Raw genomic sequence first — 24420 nt, forward strand, 5'->3', positions numbered from 1 at the left:
TTCAGTTGCCCAGCTTGATGCGAAGACGCGGGTCGAGCACCGGATACAACAGGTCGACCGCAAGATTGATCAGGACGAAGGCCGCGGCGGAGATCACCACGATGGCCTGCAGCACCGCCGTGTCCTGGTTGCCAACCGCCTGCTGCGTGAGGCTGCCCAGCCCGTTGAGGCCGAACACGGACTCGGTGACCACCGCGCCGGCGAGCAACTCGCCAAACAGGATCCCCGCGATGGTCAGCGTCGGCAGCACCGCGTTGCGCGCGACGTGCCTCCATAGCACCCAGTTGCGCGTCGCTCCCTTGGCACGCGCCACGGTGACGAAGGGCTGCGTGAGCACTTCGTCGATGTTGCGCATCAGGATCTGCGCCAGCGGCGCGGAGATCGGGATGGCGAGCGTGAGGGTCGGCAGCACCAGCCCCTCCCACTTGCCGGGATTGATGACCGGGATCAGGCCGAGCCGGAACGAGAAGACCTGGATCAGCATGATGCCGAGCCAGAACACCGGCACCGAGATGAACAGCGAGGGCAGCGACTGGATCGCCGCCCGCAGCCACGCGAAGCGCGCGATGTTCGAAAGAAAGGACAGCGCCACCGCCAGCAGCAGTGCCACCGCGAAACCGAAGCTCGCCAGCCGCAGCGTCGGCGGCAGGTTGGTCGCCAGGCCCTGGCTCACCGGCACGCCGGCCTGCATCGAGTAGCCGAAGTTGCCGCCGAGGAAGTTCCACAGTGTGTGGAGGTAGCGGTCCCACACCGGGTTGTCGGCGCCGTAGGAGGCGCGGATGTCCGCGATCTCCTTCGGCCCGAGGCCCATGTCGGGATTGAGGAACTTGATCAGGACCGCATCGCCGGGCAGCGCCTGCAGCAGCACGAAGGAAGCCGTGAAGGCGGCCCACAGCACCAGCAGCGCCTGGCCGATCCGGCCGTAGAAGTACTTGCTCATCGACACGACCTCGGCGCGACGGCGTCGGTCTCAGTGCTTCGCCAGCCAGGTGCCGTAGAAGCTCGGCCGGCCCACCGCCTCGAAGCCCACGCCCTTGACCCACGGTGCGCCCGCGAAGGCCTGGGGCTCCTCGAAGATCGGGATCACGTAGGCCTGGTCGATCACGTGGTTCTGCGCCTCGCCGACCAGCGCCAGGCGCCGGGCCGGATCGACCTCCGCGGCGATGCCCTCGAGCAGGCCGTTGAGCTTCGCGTCCTCGAAGGTCTTGACCTTGTCGCTCACGCCGCCCTTCTGCAGCAGCACGTTGCGGTTGGTCGGGTAGTACTGGCTCTTGATCACGTCAGGGTCGGCGCGCCCCACCATGGTCGGCAGGACCGCGGTCTTGGCCGGGTCGAGGTTGTCGATGGTCTTGCTGCCGTTGTCGCCGGTCAGCACCTCGAGCTTGACGCCGACCTTGGCCCACTGCTGGGCCACCAGCTGCAGCGTCTCCTTGTTCTGCGGCTGGGGCAGCGCCTCGTAGGCACGCAGCGCCAGCACCTGGCCGTCCTTGGTGCGCACGCCGTCGGCGCCGGCCTTCCAGCCCGCCTCGTCGAGCAGCGCCTTGGCCTTCGCCTCGTCGTGGCCAAGCTTGGCGGAGAGATCGACGTAGCCCGCCGCGGTCGATGCCAGCACCGACGTCGCCTGCGGATAGTTCGGGGAGAACAGCGTCTCGACGATCTCCTTCGTGTTGGTCGCGTGCAGCAGCGCCTGGCGCACCCGCAGGTCGGCCACGAGCGGGTTGTCGGGACGGAAGTTGATGCTGTTGTTCACGCCGCGGGTCGAGGGCGCGTAGATCGCGAAGCCGCTCTCGTTGACCCGCTTCTCGTCATAGGCCTGCACCTGGCGGATGAAGCCGGCCTGCCCCGCGACCAGCGCGCCGATGCGCACGCTGTCCTCCGGCGTCACGATGAGCTTGATCTCGTCGAGCAGCGCGCGCCCCTGGTGCGCCAGCGTGGCCGGGCCCCACTTGTAGTCCTTGCGCGCGCTCAGCAGCAGCTCCTTGCCCAGCGTCTCGCTGGTCACGACGAAGGGACCCGAGCCGATGATCTTGGTGGCGTCGCCGAGTTCATCGAAGGGCCGTGCCAGCGTGGCCGGCGACACCAGCCCGGAGCCGATGACCGAGGTGCCCTGCAGGAAGCCGGGCGCCGGCTTCCTGAAGTAGAACTTGACCGTGCGCGCATCGATCACCTCGCTGCGCTCATAGTTGTTGATGACCTCGGACACCGGCAGCTTCAGCTCCTTGTTGCCCTTGCCGAAGGTGTCGAAGTTCTTCGCCACCGCGGCCGCATCGAGCGGCGTCCCGTCGGAGAAGGTCACGCCCTCGCGCAGCTTGAAGGTGTATTCGGTGACCGCGTCGTTGACGCTCCAGGACTCCGCGATCCAGGGCTCGATCTTGAGCGTCTTCGGGTCCTGGTAGGTGAGCTTGTCGGTGATCTGGTTCAGGATGCCGCCGTTCGGGTAGAAGCCGCCCGCGGGGGGATACAGGTTGGTGTGGGCCTGCTGCTCCAGATAGACCAGCGTGCCTCCCGCCACCGGCGCGCCCGCATCGTTGGCAGCGGCTGCAGGTGCCTCCGGGGCCTTGGAGCAGGCGGCCACCAGCGCGATCAAGGACAAGACCGCGGCGGCCGCTGCCACACGACCGGACACTTTGGAAATCAGGTTCACGAAATGCTTTCGAGGAAAGATGAAAAAGAACTCGCAGCGTGGAGGATCGACACTCATCCACCGACCCACTTCTCGCCCGGCCCGGCGCCCGCCTGCACCGCGTGCTGCGGCGCCGATGGCGCGTCCACCAGCTCGAACTCGATCAGCGCGCCATGGGTCCGCGCCGGATCGAGCAAGCCGCTGGTCTGGGCCGGGTCCGCCGTGCGCAGCACCAGGGCGTAGGGCCCCTCGCCGCGCGCGGCGAGTCGTTGCGTGAGCGGGCTCGACGGACCGCCGATCGGATCGCGCGGCGACGACAGCACGAGCGCGCTGCTGCCGAGCCAGACCAGCGCCACCCGCCCGCTGGTGGCCGGCAGCGCAACCGCCTGGCCCACATGCGCATGCCGGTCGCCGGCAGCATCGCCGAACAGGGCCCGGTAGCGGCCCAGGGTGGCGTCCAGATCGTGCACCGCGACCGCCAGGCTGGCCACGCCCAGCGCGCCGTTGGGATGCACCCGTGCCGCGCCCTCGGGCACGCGCAGTGCCCGCGGCGTGATGTCGCCGCAGAGAAATGGCAGGTCCGCAGAGGTCGGCCGCGCCGTCTGCCAGCGCAGCCGTTCGCCGTCCGGACGCAGCCGCCCGCCATCCAGCGGACCGTCGAGCGCCAGCCCGCGCCGGGCGGCGTCGGCGACCGTCTCGGCCGTGCTGTGCGGCAGCAGCGCATAGTCGACGACGCCTTCGCCGTACTGCTGCAGCAGCTTCCACCAGCGCTCGTCCGGCGCGGGCGCCTTCCAGGCGATCAGCTCGAAATAGCTGCCGTCGGCGAACACCACCAGGGCGTTGTGCGTCGTGCGCCCGGGGTGGTCTCCGCCGCGCTGCACGTTGAAGCCGAGCGATGTGTAGTCGGCGATGGCGGATTCGAGGTCGTGAACGGCGATGACGATGTGGTCGAGCGGGAGGGACATGGCTTGCCTTCGGGTTGTGTAGCTGCGGGTGATCGGCGGCGTCTCAGGCGGCGAGCGCTTCGGGCTCGGTCGTGCCGGCCCTCGCCGCTGCCGCCCGGGAGTCGACCAGCCTGAGCTCGGCGCGGATGCTCTGCGGATTGCGCAGCAGGTTGAGAATCGGGCAGCTGCGCTCCACCGCCTCGAACAGCGCATCGATCTCGGCGCGGGTCGCGGGTGAATCGATGTGCACGGTGTAGGCGATCTGGTGCGGCCAGATCGGGGTCTCTTCATGGCCCGGCTTGCCGCCACGCGGATCGATCACGCCGGTGACCTCGACTTCCAGGCTTTCCAGGGGCACCTGGCGCTCGGCGGCCTGGATCAGGAAGATGTGCGTGACGCAGGTTCCCAGCACGCCGAGCTGCAGCTCCGGCGAGCTCGGGCCGAGGTTGTAGCCGGCGAAGTCGGGCGGGCTGTCGCTGATGATCTGGTGGTCGCGGATTCGCAGGCGCCGCACGCCGCTGCGGCCCTCGGCACGCACGCTCGCCTTGAGCTGGGCAGCTTGTGCCGTCCCGCTTTCGATGGCTGCATTGCGTGCCAGCACGGCCGTTCGCTTCTCGGCCAGGTAGTCGTTCAGGTCAGTCATGACGGCTTGTTCTCATGGGAGGAAGGCCGCCATTCTTCGCGCCGGACGGGCGCGAGGGAACGAAGGAAAAGCTTGGCGCTTACTCGGTTCCCGCATATCGCCCGCCGGCCGTCCCGCACCGCCCGTGCGTCGCTTGCGGGACGGCATCCGGCGGCGGGCGATGTTGAAATCGCACGACAACGAAAGGACAAACCATGTTCGCCGAACCCTCCCCCAAGACCCGTGACCTGCTGCAGCGCCTGCACCACTTCTTCGATGAGCACATCTATCCCAACGAGGAGCGCTACCACCACGAGATGGACGCCTTCCGCCGGGCCGGCAATGCCTGGCAGGTATCGCCGCTGATCGAGGAGCTCAAGCCGATCGCGCGGGCGGCCGGACTGTGGAACATGTTCCTGCCGCACGAACACCGCGGCGTGCCGGGAATCTCCAACCTGGACTACGCGCCGCTGTGCGAAGTGATGGGCCGCGTGTCGTGGTCGGGCGAGGTCTTCAACTGCTCGGCGCCCGACACCGGCAACATGGAGACCATCGAGCGCTACGGCACCGAGGCGCAGAAGGACCAGTGGCTGGAGCCGCTGCTTCGCGGCGAGATCCGCTCCGGCTTCCTCATGACCGAGCCGGCGGTCGCCTCATCCGATGCCACCAACATCCAGTGCACGATCCGGCGCGAGGGCGACGAGTACGTGATCAACGGCCGCAAGTGGTTCTCCTCCGGCGCCGGCAGCCCGCGCTGCAAGATCTTCATCGTGATGGGCAAGACCGATCCGGAGGCGCCGCGCCACGCCCAGCAGTCGATGATCCTGGTGCCGCGCGACGCGGCCGGCGTCTCGGTGCTGCGGCACCTGTCGGTGTTCGGCTACGACGATGCGCCGCACGGCCACATGGAAGTGCTGCTGGAGAACGTGCGCGTGCCGGCCTCCAGCATCCTGCTGGGCGAAGGCCGCGGTTTCGAGATCGCCCAGGGCCGCCTCGGGCCCGGCCGCATCCACCACTGCATGCGCTCCATCGGCGCCGCCGAGCGCGCGCTCGAGCTGATGTGCGACCGCCTGCAGAAGCGCATCGCCTTCGGCAAGCCGCTCGCCGAGCAATCGGTGTGGCACGAGCGCATCGCCGAGTCGCGCTGCCTGATCGACCAGGCGCGGCTGCTCACGCTCAACGCCGCCTACAAGATGGACACGGTGGGCAACAAGAACGCCCGCGCCGAGATCGCGATGATCAAGGTAGTGGCCCCCAACATGTCGTGCAAGGTGGTGGACTGGGCCATCCAGGCGCATGGGGCGGCCGGCGTCAGCCAGGACTTCTGGCTGGCCGAGGCCTATGCGCACCAGCGCACGGTGCGCATCGTCGACGGACCCGACGAAGTGCATCGCAACGCGATCGCCAAGCTGGAACTGGCCAAGCGCGCGAGCACATAATATGGAATGCCCTCGGCCCAGGACTTGGAAGCCTTCTCGCAGATCCTGAAGACGCAGGGTCTGGCGGGCGGCCTCGCCTTCCTGAACGAGGGCGTGCCCCATCGCTACACCGCGATCTTCAGGTTTGCAGGCCTCATCCTGAAGAACGTCTGCCTGCATGACGCGCAGGGCCAGAGGCTGCCGCCCTTCTTGTCCGCGATGCCGCTGAACAAGAGCCTCGCGCAATTCATCAGGCCCGGCATTCCCTTTCGTACCGACGATTCGTCAAGAGACACGAGGTTCGCGGGCCATGCCTACGAGGACATGATGATCTCGTACCACGGCACCGCGCTCGTGCTTGCGGACGGCCGCTTGTGGGGGACCTTGTGCCACTTCGACTTCAGCCCCATGCCGCTGCGGGACGAGGCCTTCGAGTTTCTGGAAGCGGTCGCGCCCGTCGTCGCGTCCTTCGCCGTGGATCCGCACGGCTAGCCGTCTCCCTGCTGCCGCAGCGTCCGATCCACCGTTGCGCAGCTACGCGATGATGCCCTGCGGCCCGAAGCTCGCGCCGAAGTCCTCGTCGTCCTTCGCCGTCGTGCTGCGCGCGGTGTTGCGGTACTTCACGAAGGCGGTGAGCAGCAGCATCGAGGCGAAGCCGGCGGCGATCAACAGGGGGTACGCAGCCATCAGCTGCCACAGCGAATACTTCCATGACAGGGGCCGACCGACGCCGAGCATCGCGGCGTAGAGCCAGGACACGCCCGACACCGCGCCGGCGAAGACCGCGAAGGTGGTGCGGCTCGGCGTCAGTTCGAGCAGCGAGCCGGCCTTCTGCAGCCAGGGCAGCACGACATGATGAAGCACCACGCCGTTCAGGGTCAGCAGCATGACGATCAGGATCTTGGCCTGGATCTTGGGGTTCGCGAAGTACTGCAATCCCTTCGAAGACACGTCGAGCATGATCACGACCAAGCCGGAGATCCAGAGCGCCACCAGTGCCCACACGACCGTGGTCTGCAGTTGGGTCATGTCGTGGCTTTCCTTGCGGTCCGAAGACTCGCCGACAAACATCTGCTTGACCATCGCGATGTCGCTGGTGAGCACCAGGCCGATGGCCACGCAGCAGGCGATGAGATGAATATAGACGACGCCCAATCGGGCGAACTCGACCACAAGTTCCTGAGTAATTGACATGAGTTGTATCCAGAGGATCGCAGCATGTACGTGCGATCTATTGAAGGAATGGCCAAGTCAACTGTGTAAGTCGAAAGGCCGCTGAACGCGAAACCAAGTCTATGGGCCGCCGCATGTTCCATGCCGTCATCGAGCGTAAGTGGATGCGTCGCCCGACGACAAGGTAACGATACGAAAGCCAGGCGCGGTAGCGTGGGAAAGTTCCCCTCTTCTCGCCCGCCAAAACGTCGCTGCGGGCCCTTCCTGACCGTTAGTCCTTGATACAAACCCGTAGTCGGGCCCTGCCGAAACAGCGCCACGGCCCGGAAATCGGGCCGGCAGGCGCGGGGTGCGGAAACATCGATGCACAATTGAGGCATGACCGAGCCCGGCGATCTCGATGATGAGGAGTTGCTCAACCGCGCACACCAGTTGCGCCTGTTGGCCTTGCGCGGCCATGCCGAAACGCGCAGGCCGGCGCGACTGCACGAAGCCGAGGTGCGCCGCCGCTTCGGCACGCCCACGACGGTGAGTGCGACCCTCGAGCAAGCCGCGGCGCGCCGCCGCCCGTTCTGGCGCTTCTGGTGATGCGTTGCGCGAAAGCGCGCGCCCGCTACGACCCGATCTCTCCGGCCGCCGGCTCGGCGCTGTCGAGCCAGGCGTTGATCAGCGTATAGGACACCGCGAGCAGCACCGGTCCGACGAAGATACCGACCAGCCCGAAGCCCAGCAGGCCGCCGATGACGCCGGCGAAGATCAGCAGCAGCGGCAGGTCGGCGCCGCGCTTGATCAGCCACGGCCGCAGGAAGTTGTCCATGGTGCCGACGATCACGGTCCACACCAGCAGGAAGATCCCCCAGCCGGTCGAGCCGCTCCAGAAGACCCAGATCGTGGCCGGCGCCAGCACCAGGGTCGGCCCGAGCTGCACGATGCACAGGATGAACATCACCGCGGTGAGCAAGGCGGCGAAGGGCACGCCGGCGATGGCCAGGCCGATGCCGCCCACCACGGCCTGGACTATCGCCGTGACGCCCACGCCCAGCGCCACGCCCCGGATCGCCTGGCCGGCCAGCACCACGGCGTCTTCGCCACGCTGCCCGCCGAGGCGGCGGCCGAAGCGCCGGACCTCGACGGCCGCCGTCTCGCCCTGGGCATACATCAGGCCCGCGATGACGACCGTGAGCAGGAACTGCAGCGTCAGCGCGCCGACCACACCGGCCTGCGAGAACAACCAGCCCGTGACCCGGGTCGCGTAGGGCGTGACCTTGGCCTCGATGCCCGAAACGCCCGATGCCACCAGCTCATCCCATGCCAAGGTCAGCTTGGGCCCGACGAAGGGCAGATTGCCGACCCACGCGGGGAGCTGCGGCGGCCCCTTGCTGATCTGCAGCTTGAACCAGGCGATCACCTCGTCGGCATTGGCCGCGATGGTCGAGATCGCCATCGTCAGCGGCAGCACGAAGAGCAGCAGCAGGATCAGCACCATCACCAGCACCGCGAGGCTGCGGCGGTTCCACAGCCGGGCCTCGAACCACAGCAGGGCCGGCCAGGTGGCGACGACGACCATCACCGCCCAGATGGTGGCGCCGAGGAATGGCCACAGGATCCAGAGAGAGGAGGCGATCAGGAGGCCGATGGTCAGCACGCTGAACGTGATCTTGGTAAGGTCCGAGCGCGTATCGGTCATGGAGCGTCACCCTTTTTTCGCTGAAGGCACCGCGGCCCTTGCGATCTGGCGGCCGCGGCGGTGGCGCCATCGTAGCCGAGGAGACCGTGGCCGCTCCGGGCTCTCGGCTCGCGGCTCAGGGCGAACGATGCAGGCGCGGTGCGGACAAGGCGTCGATGCTCTGCGCGATGGTCTGGTCGACATCGCGCCAGCGGCCGGCCAGGCCCGCCTGCGCCAGCGCCGCTTCGAGCGCGCGGATGTCCTTGACGCTCGGCGCGACCTTGATCTGGGCGATCGCGGCGTCGGTGTTGCCGCCCCTGATCAAGGTCAGCACCTTGGCCGCCCATTCGCTTGTTCGTGCCATGAAGGCTCCTGCTGCTTTGAATCGGGGGCCGACTCTACACCGGGCGCTCACCAGGCCGATGCCCACCAGCACCAGCACGCTGCCCGCGATGAAGGCCGGCTCGGGCGCCTCGCCCAGCAGGGCGACGCCCAGGATGACCCCGAACAGCGGCGTGAGGAACGAGAACACGCCGAGCCGGGAAGCCAGGTAGCGGCGCAGCAGCCAGCACCAGGCCAGGAAGCTGGCGAAGGAAACAACGATGCTCTGGAATCCCAGATGCGCCCAGACCACGGCCGAGGACTCGAAGCGGAACTGCCCGGTCAGCCAGGCCGCCGGCAGCAGCAGGATGAAGGCGCCCAGCAGCTGGTACAGCAGCGTCTCGGTGGCAGGCGCCGAGGTCAGGCTGGAGCAGCGGATCGTCACCGTCGTGGCGCCCCAGGCCGCGCCCGCGAGCAGCGCCAGGCCGTCTCCCAGCAGCGCCGGACTGCGCGCGTCGGCCGAGGAAGCGGCGTCACCCCCGAGGAAGGCCAGCGCGATGCCGCCGAAGGCCACGGCGATGCCGGCCACCTGTTGCCCGCCGAGCCGCTCCGCGGGCAGGCGCATGTGCAGCCCCAGGGCGGCGAAGATGGGCGCCGTGTAGAGGAAGACGACCACGTGGGATGCCCCGGTCAGGCGCAGCGCCTCGGCCACCAGCAGGTACTCCAGCCCGAAGAGGGCGCCCACGGCCAGCCCCGGCTTCCAGCGCCCGGGGCCGGGCGCCTCGCCGCGGCGGCGCATGAGCAGCGCCAGCAGCACGAGTGCGACCGCGGACCGCAGCGCCACCATCAGCATCGGGCTGGCCTGGTCGGCAACCGCCTTCAACGAGATCTGCTGGAGGCTCCAGACCAGGCACAGCAGCGTCATCACGCCCATGGCGCGCGTGTCGAGCTGGCCCGGCGCGTTCGAGCTGGAGGCGGCAGGTCCGGGCGACGACGGTGCGTTCAACAGGTTCATGGGACGCACTGTGCCGCGTCTGCTTGAAAGCGAAAAGCGCATAATTCAGCAGGCACCCATCTGCTTATCGAATACGTGAGAGACCTTCAGATCGACTGGTTGAAGAGCTTCGTGGCCGCGGTCGACGCCGGTTCGCTGTCGAGCGCGGCACCCGAGGTCCACCGCTCCCAGTCGGCGTTGAGCATGCAGCTCAAGAAGCTGGAGTCGGCGCTGGGTTGCCAGCTGCTGCTTCGCGGCGCCCGGCAGCTCCAGCTCACGCACGAGGGCCAGACCCTGCTGGGCTACGCCCGGCGCATGCTCGATCTCCATGCCGAGGCGCAGGCGGCCCTGCAGGGCGAGCTCGTTTCCGGCCTCGTGAGGCTCGGGGTGCCCGACGACTACGCGAGCAAGTACCTGACCCCCGTCCTCAAGCGATTCGCGCCCCGCCATGGAGGCGTCGAGATCCAGCTGGACTGCGAGCAGTCGACCGCGCTGATCCCGCGCGTGGCGCGCGGTGAGCTCGACCTGGCCCTGGTCTCTCGAGACCACGCCCGGCGCGGCACCCTGCTGTTCCATGAGCCGATGGTGTGGGTCGGCTCCGGGCAGTTCGATGTCTGGAACCGCAACCCGCTGCCGATCGCGGTCTACGAGGAGGCCAGCCTGGGCCGGCGCAGCGCGATCCACTCGCTCGCGCTCCAGGGGCGCCCCTACAAGGTGGTCTACAACAGCTCCAGCCTGGCCGGCCAGATCGCAGCCGTCGAGAGCGGCCTGGCCGTGGCGGCCCTGACCCAGTGCAGCGCGCCGGCGCAGCTGCAGATCCTCGGCGTCGAGCACGGGCTCGGGCCGCTCGAACCGATGCAGGTGGCCCTCTATCGCAGCCCGGCTTCGCGCGGCTCGAAGGCTGTCGAAAGCCTGCACCGCATGCTGCTGCAGACTTTGCGCCACGCGGACCGCAGGATCTGAGGACCGATCGGCACACACAAAAAAACGATCTCGCGCTTTTGCAATCAGTACGGTGTAGCTAGCATCGATCGATGATCACTACACGAAATCTGGAATCAGTTTCCGATGCGCTGGCAACCGGGGGAGTTCTCGCTGCGCTCGCGTATCTCAATGAAGGCGTCTCGCTTCGCTACACCGCGGTCTATCGCTTTGCCGGTCCGCTGCTCCACAACGTGTTCCTGCACGACAAGCAGGGCCGCAAGCGGCCGGACTATCTGATGGTCGTCCCGTTCACGCAGAGCTTCTGCCAGTTCGTCCAGCGCGGAAAGTCATTCCGGACCACCGACTCGGCGGTCGACCAGAGGCTCGACGGCCATCCGCTCCAAGGGGTCGTCATCTCCTATCACAGCGTGCCGGTGCTCGACCCGCACAGCGGGCGGCTGTGGGGCACGCTCAGCCACTTCGACATGCAGAACGTGCCGCTGCCCGACCCCGAGTTCGAACTTCTGCAGGGCGCGGCGCGACTGCTTCCCCCGTTCATGGACGAGAGCTGAAGTTCGTCGCGATTGCGCATGGTGCGAAGAAGACCCATCCCTCCAGCCATCGCCCCCTTCTGGGACGGCTTCTGCGCCGAGGTCGGAGAAGATCGCTCCGACCGCTTCTTCGAGGCCTTCCATTTCGATGACAACGAGGCCGATGCGAACGCCCTCGCCGAGCTCGTGCTTGCCGGCGTCAAGCGGGCCACTGCCTCCCTTGTCTGGTCCCTCGAGGACGCAGGCGGCTCGCCGCCCGAGCCTGGCGCGCTCAGTGTGGTCACCTGCTGGGACGGCACGCCGGTGTGCGTCATCGAGACGCTGGACGTCGAGATCCTGCCGTTCGAGCAGGTCGGCGCCGGGTTCGCGGCCACCGAGGGCGAAGGCGATGGCTCGCTGGAATACTGGCGCCGCGTCCACTGGGCCTACTTCGGCCGCGAGTGCGAACGCGCGGGCCGCACGCCCAGCCAGGCCATGCCCGTGGCGTGCGAGCGCTTCAGGGTGGTCTACAAGCGCCAGGCCGGCGCCAGCTAGTCCACCGTCGTCTCGATGACGAACTGGCCACGGTCGATGCTTCGGAATCGCGCCGTGTAGGCCTTGCCCGAGAGCGAAGCGGCCGAACCCGTCGCGAGCTTGTACACGCCCTTGGCGCTTCCGGCGAAGCCCGTCACCTTGCCGTCGGCCATGGTGAGGGCGTAGCTTCCTTCCGTCACGGTGAAGACGACCATCATGCCGGGCTTGCGCATCACGCCATTGCCCGTGACCAGCACGCCCGCGCCCTTGTCCACGTCCCAGATGTTCATGCCCGAGCTGACCGTGCCGTCGAGCACGCCGCCCTGGCTCACGCAACTGTAGGGGCCGACCGAGAGGAAATGGCCTTCTCGATCCCCCAGCGGTTCCGGCGCCGCCACGCCGACGTTCTGGCAGGTGGACCTGATGGGTGGAGCGGGCGCCTGGGCGGCGCTGTCGAAACAGAGGATCGCCAGGGACACGGCCGCGTAGGCACTTGCTGCTGTGGATGTGCGCATGATTTCCCCCTCGTTGGGTTGAGCCACGGATGCGCTGCGCAGTCGAAGTTCTCCGGCAGCGCCCGAGCATCATCTGCTCGTCCGGGCGGGCAATCAACGCCAAGCCGTGGGAGAAGCCGCGACTGTCACAAGACTGGAGCAGTCGAGCCGTCGACGCGCTCGGTCCGTCAGTCCGGAATCGGCAGCGGCAGGTCTTGCGGATGCGCGAAGGCGAGCCGCTGATACTCGTCTTGCCAGTGCCCCTGCGGAAAGTTCACCGGATCGCGCTCGGCCAGGAAAGCGGGGTAGTGAAAGTGATTGAGCTTGCGTGCCAGCGGCACCGGCTCCAGCGTCGCCTGGCCCTGCACGTGCGACATCAGGGTGCGGGCCAGCAGCGCGTAGGACCAGGGTGCGGTGCCGGTCGACTCGAGTCCCGCGGCCAGGAAGTACAGGCCGGGCTCGGCGATGGCGCGGAGGCCGCAACCGCATTGCGCGCACAACTCGTCGTGCCCGGTGATGCGCGACAGCGATTCATTCGCGAAGAAGCCGAGGTCCACCTGGTAGCCCGTGGCCCACAGGAGCAGGTCCGCTTCGACCGCTTCGCCCGTGGAAAGCTCTGCGCGGCGCCCGCGGATTCGCGATACCTCGGCGCGGTGGCGCTCGATCTTCGAGAAGTTCTCGATCATGCGGTGGCGTCCGGGAAGCAGTTGATCGCGTCCCAGATCGAACTGGCCCTCGGGGCGGATGGCTTCGAGGCCGAACTTGGCATAGCGGTCGACGAGCTTGGCCTGCAGGCCGCGGCTGATCTCCTCGAGAGTGGCGCCCTCCATCTGCGCCCTGGCCAGTTCGCGAGGGCTGCCCGCCACTTTCTTGGGCTTGCGCGTCGGCATCATCCACCGCGCGTTCCGATAGACCCAGATGACACGGCGGGCCTGGTACTCGAAGCACAGGTCGAGCAGGTCATAGGCCGATGCGCCGCCACCGACCACCACCACGTCGCGGCCCGCCAGATCCGCCGCATCGCGCAGCTGCGAGGAGTGCAGTTCGCGCAACTCGACGGATTCGCGCGCGGGCTCGGGAACGAAGGGGCGGTTGTGGGCGCCCGTGGCGCTGATCAGATGCCTGGCACGGAAGGTCCCGGCCGCGGTCTCGACGATCCACAGTTCGCCCGAGCGGGTGGCGCGCCTGACTTCGGTGCCGAGCCGTATCGAGCCGGCGAGGCCGAAGCGGTCGACCCAGGCCTGGATGTTGTCACGGATGCTCGCCTGGTCTTCTCCGGCGATCGGCAGATCGCCGAGCGTCCAGTCGCAGCGGCCGAACTGGATGTCCTGCCAGGCGGGGAGCGTGGCCCAGAGGCCCCCGACCACGTCCTGGCGCTCGAGCACCAGCGCGCTCAGGCCCGCCTTGCGCGCGTAGTAGAGCGCCATCACCCCGCCGATGCCGGCGCCGATGATGAGGAGGTCGAGGACTTCGCCCGGCCGTGCGTGGCCGGCGACAGCGGGCTGCGGCGCATCGCGAACCGGACGTTCCATTCGATTCTCCGAGATCATCGTGAGCCCGGAATGTGATCTCCAAAGCGGCGCAGCGCAAGCCCTCCGTGCTTCGGACCGGCGCCCCTTATCCGATGAAGACCCCCTGCGCGTTCAGCAGCAGCTGACTCACGTAGCTGCCGCCTCGACCCCCGTCCTCGAACTCCACGCGCCACCCATCCAGCTGGACCGGCCGGCGCCGCTGGAACTCCGCGAGCACCCTGGCGCGCCCGGCGTTGGGCTCGACGCCGGCCAGCACCGCCGCCGCGTAGCGGCCCGCGATGTAGCCTGCCAGGCTGATCGGCGAAGGCGCTTCGTCGAACAGCCGCGCGAGCGCGTCGCGGTAGGCACGCACCAGCGGCACCTTGCTGGAATGCGGGTTCGGCACCACCTGCGTGAAGACGATCGGCACCTTCTTGCCGGGACCCAGCTGCATGAAGGTCGTGGTGTCGACGTCGGCCAGGCAGATCACGTAGCGCTGCTGGCCGCGCTGGCTCAAGCCGCGCGTGAACTGCGCGAGCTCGATGCTGCCGCCCATGAACACCAGGAAGTAGGGGTCGTCCGGCTTGAGCCGGGATGCGAAAAGCGCGATGTCCTGACCTGCGGGCACCGTGAGCGAGCGCAGCCTGACCTGCAGCCGCGATGTGAGCGCTGCCGTGCCGGCCTGCAGCGCCTCGGCATGCTGCGGACTCGGATAGACGACACCGAGCTCACTGACACCCATCGTCGCGAGGCCCTTGAGCACCTGGCGCATCTGCTCTTCGCGCGACGCGAAGAGAGCGACCAGGTGGCGGTCCTGGTCGTAGCGCGGATCGGCCAGCCATGGCGCGACGTGGGCGATCTCCAGCTGCGCCTGGGCCGCTTCCCTGACAGTCGCCAGCGCCAGGGCTTCGCCGGCCGCACCCAGCAAGGCCACCTGGCCCGGATCGCTCTTGACCGCCTGGATCGCCGCGCGGACCGAGGCCGCCGTGCCGTCGGTCTCGATGGTCGCCAGTTGCGGCAATGCGCTGTTCGTCTTTCGGAGTTCCGCGAAGGCGAGTCGAACGCCGGTGGCATAGTCGCGCGAGAGTTCCTGCTGATCGGGCGACATGTCGAGCAGCTGGGTCAGCCGGGTGGCGCCAGGCTGGACTGCACGAGTCTGCGCCGAAGAGACCACCGGCTGGCCGACGAGTGCCGAGAGCGCGCCGATGCCGGTCGCACCGAGCATGCGGCGGCGTGTGAATACTCGAAGCTCGTCCATCGGCCGATGCTAGCGATGCATTGTGACAATTTGCTACAGCACTCGCTTTGCCCCCCGGATCGGCCGCATCGGCCCACAATGACTGCGTGGCGCAAAGTCCTCCTCCCGCCTTCCAGCCCTTGCCGGGCATCTACGAGCCGTCGGCGATCCAGCAATTGCCGGATGGACGCTTCCTGGTGGTAGAGGACGAGAAGAGCCATCCGTTCAGCCTGGTCACGATCGGCGACGATGGAACGGCCGCAAGCACCCCGCTCACGCCCGGGCTGCTTCAGATCTTCAGCGACTTCTGGAAGCTCGACGACCTCGAAGGCCTGGCCCTGGACCGGGCGGGCTTCGTGTACGCCATCACATCGCATTCCCGAAACGACGATGGCGAAGAGAAGAAGTCGCGTGAGCGGCTGGTTCGATTCCGTATCGACGGCAACCGGGTCCTCGATACCCGGGTCGTCGAAGGCCTGAAGCAGGCCATGACGGCGAAGCATCCGCTGCTGGCGGCCGCGGCCGAGCAGAAGGATGCCAAGAACGCGGGCGGGCTCAACATCGAGGCCCTGGAAATCAGCCCCGACCAGCAGCGACTTCTGATCGGCTTCAGAAGCCCGCTGCACGAAGGCCGCGCGATCATCGCCAGCATCGAGAACCCTGCCGGCATCTTCGAAAAGGACGAGCCGCCCCGGCTGTCGGACGCCCTGTTCGAGCTCGACCTGGACGGGCACGGCATTCGCGGCCTGTCTTTCGTTCCCGCGCTGGGCTCGTACCTGGTCGTCAGCGGGCCGGTGTCGCGCGGCACCGGCGAGTTCGCCCTCTGGCTCTGGGAAGGCCTGCCACAAGACGCAGTGCGTCGCCTCGGCATCGCAGGGCTGGCCAGCCTGGAGCGCGCCGAAGGCGTGAGCCCGGCCGAGATCGGCGGCCGCGCAGGCATCGTCATCGTCAGCGACGACGGCGACCGCAAGGCCGGGCAGCCTGCCAGCTACCTGCTGCTGGACCTCGATCGACTGCAGGTGGTCTGAGCCGAGAAAGCGCGTGACGCCGAGCGCGACATACGGTATAAATCATTTATACCATTAGGGCCTGTTCACCCTACTTCCGGGGATCGCGTTGTCGAGCCAAGGGGCTGGATGCAAGGCGCCCGCGCGCAGCAAGGCTTGCGCCTTGCAAGCGCGGGCAACGCCGCAGACGGCCACTTGGCTCGGCAACCCGAAGGGAAGGTATGCCAGGGCGTGCCACTCCGCGTTGCACTCCTTGCATGTGCCAACGCACATGCGGCGTCGCGCGCCTTGATTGGCCCGCCCTGGCATACCTTCGCGACCCCGGAAGTAGGGTGAACAGGCCCAAGCTCGCACTCATGACAGTCCAGACCCGCACCTCCCGGCCGGCAGCAAAGAAGACGGCGACCCGCCAGGCGACGAAGTCCCTGCGCCCGCCGAAGCCGGACGCCGCCGCAGGAAGGCCCTCGACCAAGGCCGCCGACAAGCCCGCCGCGGTGGGCAAGAAGGCGCCCGGGCCCAAGGAAAAGCTGGTGCGCGACAGCTTCACGATGCCGCAGGAGGACTACGCCCTGATCGCCAGCCTCAAGGACCGGACGCTGAGCTTCAAGCGGCCCACGAAGAAAAGCGAGCTGCTGCGCGCCGGCCTGCATGCGCTGCAGGCCCTGCCGGCCGCGGCCCTGCGCGAGGCCCTCGACGCGCTGACCCCCCTGAAGGCCGGGCGCCCCAGGCGGGACGGCCTCTAGGCACGCCGCGCCCGATGGAATCTTTCCCATGATCACGCTGCAGGGCTTCTCGTCCGTCACGCCCACGGAACTCCCCGAACTCGAAGAGCTGCAACAGCTTGCCGAACTGGGCGCGCCATGGATGGAGCGGCGCCTGCTCTGCGAAGTCGACGCCGGCGAGCGGCGCTTTCCCGTCCACGCCTACGTGCTGGGCAGCCAGCGTCCGGATGCGCCGGCCGTCGGCATCTTCGGCGGCGTGCACGGCCTCGAGCGCATCGGCGCCGAGGTCGCCATCGCCTACCTGCGCAGCATCGTGATGCGGCTGCAGTGGGACCTGTCGCTGCACCGCATGCTGGAGTCGATGCGGCTGGTGTTCGTGCCGCTGGTCAACCCGGGCGGCCTGTGGCTGGGCACCCGCGCCAACCCGCGCGGCGTCGACCTCATGCGCAATGCGCCCGTCGATTCCGCCGAAAGGGTGCCCTACCTGATCGGCGGCCAGCGCATCAGCGCCGCCTTGCCCTGGTATCGGGGTGCCAAGAACGCGCAGATGGAATGCGAGAGCGCCGCCCTGTGCCGCATCGTCGAAAGCGAGCTGCTCGCCCGCCCCTTCAGCATCTCGGTGGACTGCCACTCCGGCTTCGGCATGTCCGATCGCGTCTGGTTTCCCTTCGCCCACACCGGCCGGCCGATCGCGCATCTGCCCGAGGTGCATGCCTTCGCCGAAATCCTCGACCAGACCCTGCCGCACCACCGCTACGTGCTCGAGCCCCAGAGCCGCCAATACCTCACGCATGGCGACCTCTGGGACCATCTCTACATGAGCGCGAGCCAGAGAGCCGGCACCGTGTTCCTGCCGATGACGCTCGAGATGGGCTCGTGGCTCTGGGTGCGCAAGAATCCGCTCCAGTTCTTCTCGCGCGCCGGCATCTTCAACCCGGTGATCGAACACCGCCGCCAGCGCGTGCTGCGGCGCCATGTCGGCTGGCTCGACTTCGTCACCCGCGCCGTCTGCAGCCACGAGCGCTGGGTGCCGGCCAGGCCGCAGCGGGCCGGGCACCGGGCCAGCGCGCTGGCCCGCTGGTATGGCGCACGGGCCTGACGCGCGGATGGAAACCTGGGTCCTGCTGCGCGGCCTGACGCGCGAAAGCGCGCACTGGGGCCGCTTCCCGGAGCAACTTCGCGGCCGCCTGCCCGGCGCCCGGGTGCTGGCGATCGACATCCCCGGCAACGGCCGGCTGTGGCAAGTGCAGAGCCCGGACCGCATCGAGGCCACAACCGAGAGCTGCCGCCAGCAGTTGCGCGCGCTCGGCATCGAGCCGCCCTATCGCCTGCTGGCGATGTCGCTCGGCGCGATGATCGCGGTGGACTGGGCCGACCGCCACCCCGGCGAGCTGGACGGCTGCGTGTTGATCAACACCAGCCTGCGCGGCTTCAGCCCCTGGTACCGGCGGCTGCGCCCGGCCAGCTACGGCACGCTGCTGAGCCTGCTGCTGAGCGCCGACCCTGCACGCCGCGAGCAGCAGATCCTGCAGCTGACGAGCAGCCATCCGCCTGCCGCGATGACCGAGGCGATCGACGCCTGGACCGCGATTCGCAAGACGCGCCCGGTGTCCGGCGCCAACGCCTTGCGGCAGCTGCTGGCGGCGATGCGCTACAGGGCGCCGGCGCGGGCGCCGGCCGTGCCGCTGCTGGTGCTCGTGAGCCGGCGCGATGCGCTGGTCGACGCGCGCTGCTCGCTGCGCCTGGCGCACGAGTGGAAGGCGAGCCTCGGGGAGCACCCGAGCGCCGGCCATGACCTTCCGCTGGACGACGGGTGCTGGGTCGCGGAGCAGGTCGCGGCGCACGCCTTCTTCAGTCGACAGTGATCCGGGCGGCCTTGACCACGCGCTCCCAGCGCTTGATCTCGCTGGCGATCAGCTGGCCGAAGGCCTGAGGCGTCGCGGGCGTCGCCTCGGCGCCCTCGGCCGCCAGGCGCGCCTTGACATCGGCCGAGTCCAGCGATCGATTGATCTGCTGGTTGAGCATCGAGACGATGTCGGCCGGCGTCCCGGCGGGTGCGACCACGCCGTACCACTGGTCGGCCTCGAAGCCCTTCGTGCCGGCGACGCCGCTCTCGGCCACCGTCGGCACATCGGGCAGCAGCGCGATGCGGCGCGGGCTGGAGACCGCCAGCGCCCGCATCGTGCCGGCCTTGATGTGGGGCAGCAACGCCGGCGCGCCGGTGAAGAGCAGCTGCAACTGCCCGGCCAGCAGGTCGTTGACCGAGGGCGCCGTGCCCCGATAGGGAATGTGCAGGAAAGAGGTGCCGGTCTGCAGCTTGAGGTATTCCATCGTGATGTGCGCGGCACTGCCGTTGCCGCCCGAGCCGTAGGCCAGCCGGCCGGGGCTCGCCTTCGCCAGGGCGACCAGTTCGGCCAGCGTGCGGGCCGGCACCGACGCATGCACCACGAGCACGTTCGGCACGCGGGCCACCCAGGCCACGGGTGCGAAGCTGCGCAGCGGGTCGTAGCCGAGCCGGGGGTAGAGCGAGGGATTGATGGCCAGCGTGCCGACGTGGCCCATGAGCAGCGTGTAGCCGTCCGCGGCCGCCCTGGCGACCTTCTCGGCGCCGACCGATCCGCCGGCCCCGGGCACGTTCTCGATCACGACCGCCTGGTTCCAGGCGCGGCCGAGTTCCTGCCCGATCGCGCGGCCCAGCACGTCCGACGAGCCGCCCGGCGTGAAGGGCACGATCAGGTGCGGCGGGCGGCCGGGATAGGCCTGCGCCATCGCCATGCGCGCCGCGCTCCACAGCGCGCTGGCGGCAGCCGCGAGGCAGGCCCGGCGGCGGGTGAATCCGTGGGTCATGGGCACGGGGTCAGCTGCCCTGCAGCGGTTCCTCGAAGTTCGACAGCAGCCGGGCCCGGCCCGCATGCACGTGGCGCTCGGCGGCGGCGCGGGCGCGCGACTTGTTCGCTGCCACGATGGCATCGAAGATCGCGCGATGCTCGGCGTTCGAGCGCCGCATGTTGCCGGGCGCGTTGAAGTACTTGCGGCGCACCAGGTGCAGCTCTTTCACGTAGTCGTCGTAGGCCTGGTGGGCGCGCCGGTTGTTCGAGATCTCGAGGATCAGCGAATGGAACTGCAGGTTCAGCTCGTAGTAGAGCGTGCCGTCCTCGGCCTCGCAGGCCGCATCCATCGCGTCGAGCAGATCCTCCATCCGCTTGCGGTGCTCTTCGGTGCAGTGCTCGCAGGCGCGGTCGGCCGCATAGCCGAAGACCAGCGCGCGCAGTTCGTAGATCTCGATCATCTCGCGCAGCGACAGCTGCCGCACATAGACGCCGCGGTTGGCGACCGCATTCACCAGCCCCAGGCCGGCCAGCACCTTGATCGCCTCGCGGATCGGGCCGCGGCTGGTGCCCATGCGAAGCGCCAGCGCCGCCTCGTTGAGCCGCTCGCCGGGCTTGAACTCGCCGCTGTAGATGAGCTGCTTGAGCTCGGTCACGATGGCATGCGAAAGGCCGGCGCCGCGGGAACTGGAGGAAGGGGTGGACATGGGCAAATCCTACCTGCAGAGAAGCTGCGTGCTTCACTCACTCCACCTTGACGTTGGCGCTCTTGACCAATTTCACCCAGAACTTGCCGTCCTCGGCCAGGAAGGCCTCGAACTGCTCGGGCGATGAAGACAGCGACACCTCGGTGCCGTCGCGCGCCAGCGATGCCTTGACCGAGGGCTGCTGCATGGCGGCCGTCGTGGCATCGAAGATCTTCTTCGCGATCGCGGGCGGCGTGCCGGCCGGCACGAACATGCCGTACCAGAACTCGAGGTTGTAGCCAGGCAGGCCCGCTTCCTTCATGCCCTGCAGGCCGGGCACCAGCGGGGAGCGCTCGCTGGTGCTCACCGCCAGCGCGCGCAGCCGTCCGCCGCTCGCCATCGGCAGCACCGAAGGCGATGTGCCGAAGGTCAGCTGCGTGTCGCCGGCCATCACCGACTGGATCGCCAGGCTGCCGCCGCGGTAGGGGATGTGCGTCATCTCCACGCCCGTGACCTGGCTGAACAGCGCGGCGCCCAGGTGCGGCGCCGAGCCGTTGCCCGAGGTCGAGTAGTTGAGCTTGCCGGGGTCCTTCTTCGCCGCCGCGATCAGGTCGGCGATGGACTGGATGCCGGTGGCGGGATTGACCGCCAGCACCAGCGGCGAGGTGGTCATCTTCGTCACGGCCTTGAGGTCGCGCGCCGAATAGGCCAGCTTCGGGTTGAGCGCCGGATTGACCGAGATGCTGCTCGGGCTCGCGATCAGCAGCGTATAGCCGTCGGGCGGCGCCTTGGCCACCAGTTCGGCCGCGATGCTCGAGCCATTGCCGGGCTTGTTGTCGACCACCACCGGCTGGCCGAGCGACTTGCCCAGCGCATCGCTCATGGCGCGCGCCACGTAGTCGGCCGCGCCGCCGGGCGCGAAGCCGATCACCAGCCGGATCGGCTTGCTCGGGTAGTCGCCGGGCTGCGCCAGCGCCGTGCCGGCAAGTGCGCACAGGCCCAGGGCCAGCACCAGGGTCGTCTTGTTCATCCGCTTGTCTCCTTGTCCTTGTTGTCCAGCGCGTCAGGCAGCGGCCGGCATCCGCAGCACGATCTTCCCGACATGGCCGCCGGCTTCCATGCGCGCCTTGGCGTCCGCCAGCCGCGCGAAGTCGAACACCTGGTCGATCTGCAGCCTGATCCTGCCGGCGGCGATATGCGGCAGCACCTCGGCGACGAAGCGCGGCACGGCGGCCGCCCGCTGCGCCTTGGTGCGCTGCTTGTTGGAGACGCCGAACAGCGTCAGCCGCCGGGCATGCAGCGCCGCGAGGTCCAGCTCGGCCCGCACCACGCCGTCGACATAGCCTACGGTGGCGAGACGGCCCTCGAAGGCCATGGCGCGGATGTTCTCCGCGAACACCGTGCCGCCGACCGTGTTGACGACCAGGTCGGCACCCTGCTGGCCTGTCGCTTCGAGCACGGCAGCCGCGAAGTCGGGGCTGCGGCTGCAGATCGCGACGTCCAGGCCGAGCGGACGCAGCAGCGCCAGCTTGTCGGCCGAGCCCGAAGTCCCGATGACTTTGGCGCCGAGCACCTTCGCCAGCTGCAGCGAGGCGACGCCGACGCCCGAGGAGACGCCGTTGACCAGCACCCAGTCGCCCGCCTCGAGCCGTCCCTGCAGCACCAGCATGTCGAAGGCCACGAGAAAGGTCATCGCGACGCTGGCGGCTTCGTCCCACGACAGGCCCGCGGGCACGCCCATGGCCTCGGCCTCGTCGATCAGCGCGAACTCGGAGAAGGCGCCGGCGCAACGGCCCATGACCCGGTCGCCGGGCTTGAACCGCGTGACCTCCGCGCCCACCGCGACCACCTCGCCCGCGCCTTCCCCGCCGATCGCCTTCCAGCTGCCGGCCTGGCCGTGCAGGCCGTGGCCGACGACGAATTCGCCGCGGTTGAGCGCCGCGGCCCGCATGCGCAGCAGCAGTTGCTGCGCTCCGGGCTGCGGCATCGCGGTCTCGCGCAATTCGAGCGCGGTGGCCGTGTCGGTCATCTGCATCCAGTACGACTGCATGGTGTGTCTCTCGTTTTTCTGTGTTCAACGGCCGGTGAAAACGGGCTTGCGCTTCTGCATGAAGGCGGTGCGGCCCTCGGTGTAGTCGGCGCTCTCGAAGCAGCCGCGGATCAGCGACGCGCACAGGGCCAGATCCAGCTCGGGCGAAGGCTTGAGGATCTCGCGCGTGATCGCCTTGCCGGCCGCCACGGTCAGCGGCGCGTTGTCGGCGAGCGCGCCGGTGTACTCGGCCAGCAGCGCATCGAGTGCTTCCGGCGCGCACAAGCGCGAGACCAGGCCCAGCGACTTTGCCTCCACGGCATCGATGCGCCGCGCGGTGAAGAACAGGTCCTTGGCGGCTCCGGGCCCGATCAGGTCGACCAGGTTCTTCATCGCCGAATAGCGGTAGCCCAGGCCCAGCCGCGCCGCGGGGATCGAGAACACCGCATCGGCCGCGGCGATGCGGATGTCGCAGCTGATCGCCACGTTCACGCCGCCGCCGATGCACCAGCCGCGAATGCAGGCCAGCGTCGGCTTCGGGAAGTCGTGGATGCTCATGAGCGCCTCTTCGGCCATCGCCTCGTAGCGGGTGACGGCCTCACGCGCAGCGCGCATGTCCTCGAACTGCGAGATGTCCGCGCCCGAGACGAAAGCCTTCTCGCCGGCGCCAGAGAACACGACCAGCCGCACCCGGTCGTCGTCCTGCGCGACGCGCAGCAGCGGCGGCACCGCCTCCCACATGTCGACCGACAGCGCGTTGTGCCGCACCGGGTTGTTGAAGCGGATATGCAGCGTGCTCCCATCGAGCCAGGTCTGGACGCGTTCGGTGCTCGATGCGTAGGCGGGATTCGACATCTCAATAGACTCCATTGGCTTTCATGCGCGTGATCTCGTCGGCGGCGATGCCGAGCTCGAGCAGCACCTCCTCGGTGTGTTCGCCGCGGCGCGGCGCGGCGCGGGCGATGGTGCTGGGCGTGCGCTCGAGCTGCATCGGCTGGCCGACCAGCCGCTGCCGGCCCAGGCGCGGCGAGACCACTTCCTTGACCATGCCCAGGTGCTCGATCTGCGGCTCGGCGAAGACTTCGCGCATGTCGCTGATGAGCCCGCAGGCCACGCCGCCGGCATTGAACTGCTCGATCCAGTGGCTGCGGTCGTGCGCGGCCAGGCGGCGCTCGATCTGCGCGTTGAGCGCGTCGCGGTTGATCGAGCGCGAGGGCTTGTCGTGGTAGCGCTCGTCCGTGATCCACTCGGGCGCACCGAGGATGTGGCAGAAGCGCTCCCAGATCTTGGAGCCGAAGACCGCGATGTTGAGGTAGCCGTCGCGCGCCTTGTAGACCCCGGTCGGGATGCTGGTCGGATGGAAGTTGCCGGCCTGGCTGGCGACCTCGCCGTCGATCAGGTAGCGCGAGGTCTGGAAATCCATCATGTAGACCATCGACTCCAGCAGCGAGGTGTGCAGCCACTGGCCGCGGCCGGAGGACTCGCGCTCCAGCAGCGCCACCAGGATGCCCTGCGCCGCGAAGATGCCGGCGCACAGGTCGGCGATCGGAATGCCGACCCGCACCGGGCCGTCGCCGGGCAGCCCGGTCACCGACATCAGGCCGCCCATGCCCTGGGCGATCTGGTCGAAGCCCGGGCGCGTCGCCAGCGGGCCCGACTGGCCGAAGCCGGAGATGCTGGCGTAGACCAGACCCGGGTTGTCCACCGCCAGCGTCTCGTAGTCGATGCCCAGGCGGAATTTCACATCGGGCCTGAAGTTCTCGACCACCACGTCGCCCGCGGCGATCAGGCGCTTCAAGGTCGCCACGCCCGCGTCCTCCTTGAGGTTGAGCGTGATCGAGCGCTTGTTGCGATGGGTGTACTGGTAGTCGGAGCCGTCCTGCCCGCCCAGGGTGTCGTCGCCCCGCATGTGCTCGGGCATCTGGACCTGGATCACGTCGGCCCCCCAGTCCGCCAGTTGGCGGCAGGCGGTGGGGCCGGCGCGCACCTGGGTCAGGTCGATCACGCGGAAGCGTTGCAGGGCTGAGGAGGCAGGCAGATGGGGCATTCGGGGTGGACTTGGATGGCCTTCGGATCGGCTGGATTGTTGATATCTCTCGATCAAGTGTCAACACTTTTTAAAAACAAGTGGACATTTTTTTATTCATTCGTATACGA

General features: G+C 68.5%; 26 protein-coding genes. 10 read left to right on the forward strand and 16 right to left on the reverse strand.

Annotation, left to right across the window (positions count from 1 at the left end):
* Nucleotide 1: 1 nt before the first annotated feature.
* The 4 genes from QTI45_RS25705 to QTI45_RS25720 form a co-directional block, all read right to left on the reverse strand.
* Nucleotides 2-940: an ABC transporter permease gene (locus QTI45_RS25705; RefSeq protein ID WP_286656310.1), complete on the reverse strand. Its 939-nt coding sequence runs from the start codon at nt 938-940 to the stop codon at nt 2-4.
* 30 nt (nt 941-970) lie between these two features.
* Nucleotides 971-2575, reverse strand: a complete 1605-nt coding sequence (locus QTI45_RS25710; RefSeq protein WP_444813311.1) for a TIGR04028 family ABC transporter substrate-binding protein — start codon at nt 2573-2575, stop codon at nt 971-973.
* Between the two features lie 122 nt (nt 2576-2697).
* Nucleotides 2698-3588 carry a VOC family protein gene (locus tag QTI45_RS25715; protein WP_286656311.1) on the reverse strand — a complete coding sequence of 297 codons (891 nt, stop codon included), beginning with the start codon at nt 3586-3588 and terminating at the stop codon, nt 2698-2700.
* Between the two features lie 43 nt (nt 3589-3631).
* A complete protein-coding gene (locus QTI45_RS25720) occupies nt 3632-4210 on the reverse strand; it encodes an OsmC family protein (protein WP_286656312.1) in 579 nt (192 codons plus the stop codon).
* 194 nt (nt 4211-4404) lie between these two features.
* Here QTI45_RS25720 and QTI45_RS25725 point away from each other — a divergent pair, with 194 nt between their 5' ends.
* Nucleotides 4405-5628 (forward strand): acyl-CoA dehydrogenase family protein, encoded by a 1224-nt coding sequence (locus QTI45_RS25725; protein ID WP_286656313.1) that lies wholly within the window; start codon nt 4405-4407, stop codon nt 5626-5628.
* 6 nt (nt 5629-5634) lie between these two features.
* A complete protein-coding gene (locus QTI45_RS25730) occupies nt 5635-6099 on the forward strand; it encodes a GAF domain-containing protein (protein ID WP_286656314.1) in 465 nt (154 codons plus the stop codon).
* A 42-nt stretch (nt 6100-6141) separates the two neighbouring features.
* Here QTI45_RS25730 and QTI45_RS25735 read toward each other — a convergent pair whose 3' ends face one another.
* Entirely contained in the window at nt 6142-6801 is a 660-nt protein-coding gene (locus tag QTI45_RS25735) for a hypothetical protein (protein ID WP_286369541.1), read from the reverse strand.
* A gap of 357 nt (nt 6802-7158) precedes the next feature.
* Here QTI45_RS25735 and QTI45_RS25740 point away from each other — a divergent pair, with 357 nt between their 5' ends.
* Complete coding sequence (locus tag QTI45_RS25740) at nt 7159-7368, forward strand: hypothetical protein (protein WP_286656315.1); 210 nt, start codon at nt 7159-7161, stop codon at nt 7366-7368.
* A 25-nt stretch (nt 7369-7393) separates the two neighbouring features.
* Here QTI45_RS25740 and ydiK read toward each other — a convergent pair whose 3' ends face one another.
* Together ydiK and QTI45_RS25750 are read right to left on the reverse strand one after the other, a co-directional pair.
* Complete coding sequence (gene ydiK / locus QTI45_RS25745; protein WP_286656316.1) at nt 7394-8467, reverse strand: AI-2E family transporter YdiK; 1074 nt, start codon at nt 8465-8467, stop codon at nt 7394-7396.
* A gap of 115 nt (nt 8468-8582) precedes the next feature.
* Complete coding sequence (locus QTI45_RS25750) at nt 8583-9782, reverse strand: DMT family transporter (protein WP_353621331.1); 1200 nt, start codon at nt 9780-9782, stop codon at nt 8583-8585.
* 75 nt (nt 9783-9857) lie between these two features.
* Here QTI45_RS25750 and QTI45_RS25755 point away from each other — a divergent pair, with 75 nt between their 5' ends.
* From QTI45_RS25755 to QTI45_RS25765, 3 genes are all read left to right on the forward strand, one after another.
* Entirely contained in the window at nt 9858-10724 is an 867-nt protein-coding gene (locus tag QTI45_RS25755; protein WP_444813131.1) for a LysR family transcriptional regulator, read from the forward strand.
* Nucleotides 10725-10795: 71 nt separating this feature from the next.
* Nucleotides 10796-11257, forward strand: coding sequence for a guanylate cyclase (locus QTI45_RS25760; RefSeq protein ID WP_286656317.1), 462 nt, complete (start codon nt 10796-10798; stop codon nt 11255-11257).
* Nucleotides 11258-11278: 21 nt separating this feature from the next.
* The gene (locus QTI45_RS25765) at nt 11279-11770 is read left to right on the forward strand and encodes an ASCH domain-containing protein (RefSeq protein WP_286656318.1); all 492 of its coding nucleotides are present in this window, start codon (nt 11279-11281) and stop codon (nt 11768-11770) included.
* Here QTI45_RS25765 and QTI45_RS25770 read toward each other — a convergent pair.
* The 3 genes from QTI45_RS25770 to QTI45_RS25780 form a co-directional block, all read right to left on the reverse strand.
* Nucleotides 11767-12264, reverse strand: a complete 498-nt coding sequence (locus QTI45_RS25770) for a hypothetical protein (protein ID WP_286656319.1) — start codon at nt 12262-12264, stop codon at nt 11767-11769. The two genes, QTI45_RS25765 and QTI45_RS25770, sit on opposite strands and share 4 nt — an antisense overlap.
* Before the next feature lie 167 nt (nt 12265-12431).
* The gene (locus QTI45_RS25775; protein ID WP_286656320.1) at nt 12432-13775 is read right to left on the reverse strand and encodes a flavin-containing monooxygenase; all 1344 of its coding nucleotides are present in this window, start codon (nt 13773-13775) and stop codon (nt 12432-12434) included.
* An 85-nt stretch (nt 13776-13860) separates the two neighbouring features.
* Nucleotides 13861-15012 carry a type 1 periplasmic-binding domain-containing protein gene (locus QTI45_RS25780; RefSeq protein ID WP_286656321.1) on the reverse strand — a complete coding sequence of 384 codons (1152 nt, stop codon included), beginning with the start codon at nt 15010-15012 and terminating at the stop codon, nt 13861-13863.
* A gap of 86 nt (nt 15013-15098) precedes the next feature.
* Here QTI45_RS25780 and QTI45_RS25785 point away from each other — a divergent pair, with 86 nt between their 5' ends.
* From QTI45_RS25785 to QTI45_RS25800, 4 genes are all read left to right on the forward strand, one after another.
* Nucleotides 15099-16019, forward strand: a complete 921-nt coding sequence (locus QTI45_RS25785) for a DUF3616 domain-containing protein (RefSeq protein ID WP_286656322.1) — start codon at nt 15099-15101, stop codon at nt 16017-16019.
* Between the two features lie 335 nt (nt 16020-16354).
* Nucleotides 16355-16741 carry a hypothetical protein gene (locus tag QTI45_RS25790; protein ID WP_286656323.1) on the forward strand — a complete coding sequence of 129 codons (387 nt, stop codon included), beginning with the start codon at nt 16355-16357 and terminating at the stop codon, nt 16739-16741.
* A 28-nt stretch (nt 16742-16769) separates the two neighbouring features.
* Complete coding sequence (locus QTI45_RS25795; protein ID WP_286656324.1) at nt 16770-17819, forward strand: M14 family zinc carboxypeptidase; 1050 nt, start codon at nt 16770-16772, stop codon at nt 17817-17819.
* A 7-nt stretch (nt 17820-17826) separates the two neighbouring features.
* A complete protein-coding gene (locus QTI45_RS25800) occupies nt 17827-18585 on the forward strand; it encodes an alpha/beta fold hydrolase (protein ID WP_286656325.1) in 759 nt (252 codons plus the stop codon).
* Here QTI45_RS25800 and QTI45_RS25805 read toward each other — a convergent pair.
* The 6 genes from QTI45_RS25805 to QTI45_RS25830 are packed head-to-tail and all read right to left on the reverse strand — an operon-like array spanning nt 18572 to nt 24310.
* The gene (locus tag QTI45_RS25805) at nt 18572-19567 is read right to left on the reverse strand and encodes a Bug family tripartite tricarboxylate transporter substrate binding protein (RefSeq protein WP_286656326.1); all 996 of its coding nucleotides are present in this window, start codon (nt 19565-19567) and stop codon (nt 18572-18574) included. The two genes, QTI45_RS25800 and QTI45_RS25805, sit on opposite strands and share 14 nt — an antisense overlap.
* A 10-nt stretch (nt 19568-19577) precedes the next feature.
* Nucleotides 19578-20255, reverse strand: coding sequence for a GntR family transcriptional regulator (locus tag QTI45_RS25810; RefSeq protein WP_286369554.1), 678 nt, complete (start codon nt 20253-20255; stop codon nt 19578-19580).
* Nucleotides 20256-20292: 37 nt separating this feature from the next.
* Nucleotides 20293-21264: a Bug family tripartite tricarboxylate transporter substrate binding protein gene (locus QTI45_RS25815; protein ID WP_286656327.1), complete on the reverse strand. Its 972-nt coding sequence runs from the start codon at nt 21262-21264 to the stop codon at nt 20293-20295.
* 33 nt (nt 21265-21297) lie between these two features.
* Nucleotides 21298-22284 carry a zinc-binding dehydrogenase gene (locus QTI45_RS25820; protein WP_286656328.1) on the reverse strand — a complete coding sequence of 329 codons (987 nt, stop codon included), beginning with the start codon at nt 22282-22284 and terminating at the stop codon, nt 21298-21300.
* Between the two features lie 24 nt (nt 22285-22308).
* Nucleotides 22309-23118, reverse strand: coding sequence for an enoyl-CoA hydratase (locus tag QTI45_RS25825; protein WP_286656329.1), 810 nt, complete (start codon nt 23116-23118; stop codon nt 22309-22311).
* Nucleotide 23119: 1 nt separating this feature from the next.
* Nucleotides 23120-24310, reverse strand: coding sequence for a CaiB/BaiF CoA transferase family protein (locus tag QTI45_RS25830; protein ID WP_286656330.1), 1191 nt, complete (start codon nt 24308-24310; stop codon nt 23120-23122).
* Between the last annotated feature and the right edge of the window lie 110 nt (nt 24311-24420).

This window comes from Variovorax saccharolyticus (assembly GCF_030316765.1).
GTDB lineage: Bacteria > Pseudomonadota > Gammaproteobacteria > Burkholderiales > Burkholderiaceae_C > Variovorax > Variovorax saccharolyticus.